Below are 1,310 nucleotides of genomic sequence, written 5' to 3'. Positions count from 1 at the left end.
GTGCTACTGGGGAACACGGCCTTGCCCCGCTCGGCATGGTGACTCTGTCTCGGCACACGACCTAGGAAGCTAGGGACTGCCCCATGCTGACCACCAGGCCGTCGGTGCAGATATCGCGAAACGCGACGTCGTGGCCGAAGCACATCACTACGGTGGAGCCCAGCTTGAAGCGACCCATTTCCTGACCCTTCTCGATCACGATGGGTTCGTCGAAACGCGTCGTCTGGACACGCCCGCTGAGTGGGGTGACCTGACCCGCCCAGACTGTTTCGATGGCGGCGACGATCATCGCGCCCACCAATACCATCGCCAACGGGCCGTGTTCGGTGTCGAACAGGCAAACCAGGCGCTCGTTGCGGGCGAAGAGCCCCGGCACGTGATTGGCAGTGGCCTGATTGACTGAGAATAGCCGCCCCGGCACATAGATCATTTCACGCAGGGTACCTGTCACCGGCATGTGCACGCGGTGATAGTCGCGCGGCGAGAGATAGACCGTGGCGAAGTGGCCGTCCCGAAAGGGCGCGGCGTGATGCGTATCGCCCCCCAGCAGGGCGGTCAGTGAATAAGTATGCCCCTTGGCCTGGACGAGGGTGCCATTATCAATGGCGCCGAACTGCGACAGCGTGCCATCGGCAGGGGAGACGATGCCCTCGCCGATGGGCCGCGCCTCGGGAGTCAGCGCGCGAGTGAAGAAGTCATTGAAACAGGCGTAAGCCCCGGGGTCGCTTTCGAGCGCCTGGCTCATGTCGACATCGAAGGTACGAATGAAACGCCGAATCGCCCAGTCCTTGAGCCATGGCGTGCGGCTCTCGGCAAGCTTGCCCACCCCACGCGAGATCAAGTGGTGGGGAAGGGGGTACTGCATTCTGGCGAAGAGTTCGTCGCGATCCACGGGCATATCCACGGCAATGGAAGAGAACTCGCCACATTAGTCGTAGCGGCGGGGCATCGCAATATTTTGGTGACGGGCTACGGGCTACGGGCTACGGGCTACGGGAACCGCTTGCCCTTTTGGCAAGCGGCGCTCATCGTTTTCGCGGCTCGCGGCTCGCGGCTCGCGGTTCGCGGCTCGCGGTTATCATTTCTCTATCGGTGTATCGTCGCGATTGCCCCATTCCTGCCATGAGCCGGGGTAGGCGCGCATCTTCTCGAAACCCAGAGCCTTGCCGACCAGCCAGGTGAAGCCGCTACGGTGATGACTCTGGCAGTGGGTGACGATCTCTTTATCCGGTGTCAGGCCTTTCGCTTCGAGCTCGGCGATGAGTTCGGCGTAATCGCGCAGGCGCAGGTGGCGTTCGGGATCCATGGCG

2 protein-coding genes are annotated in these 1,310 nt (G+C 62.5%); both read right to left on the bottom strand.

Annotated features, from left to right (window positions below; translation table 11 throughout):
* Positions 1-61: 61 nt before the first annotated feature.
* On the bottom strand, positions 62-898 hold the full coding sequence (gene asd / locus OP495_RS17920) for an archaetidylserine decarboxylase (RefSeq protein WP_280563537.1): 837 nt from the start codon (positions 896-898) through the stop codon (positions 62-64).
* 180 nt (positions 899-1,078) lie between these two features.
* A partial coding sequence (locus OP495_RS17915; RefSeq protein ID WP_280570563.1) for a rhodanese-like domain-containing protein occupies positions 1,079-1,310 on the bottom strand: 232 nt, incomplete at its 5' end.

The sequence above is a fragment of the Chromohalobacter sp. 296-RDG genome (assembly GCF_029889885.1).
Taxonomy (GTDB): Bacteria; Pseudomonadota; Gammaproteobacteria; order Pseudomonadales; family Halomonadaceae; genus Chromohalobacter.
The sequence above is the reverse complement of the archived record's forward strand: the minus strand, read 5'-3'. Positions and strand labels throughout refer to the sequence as shown.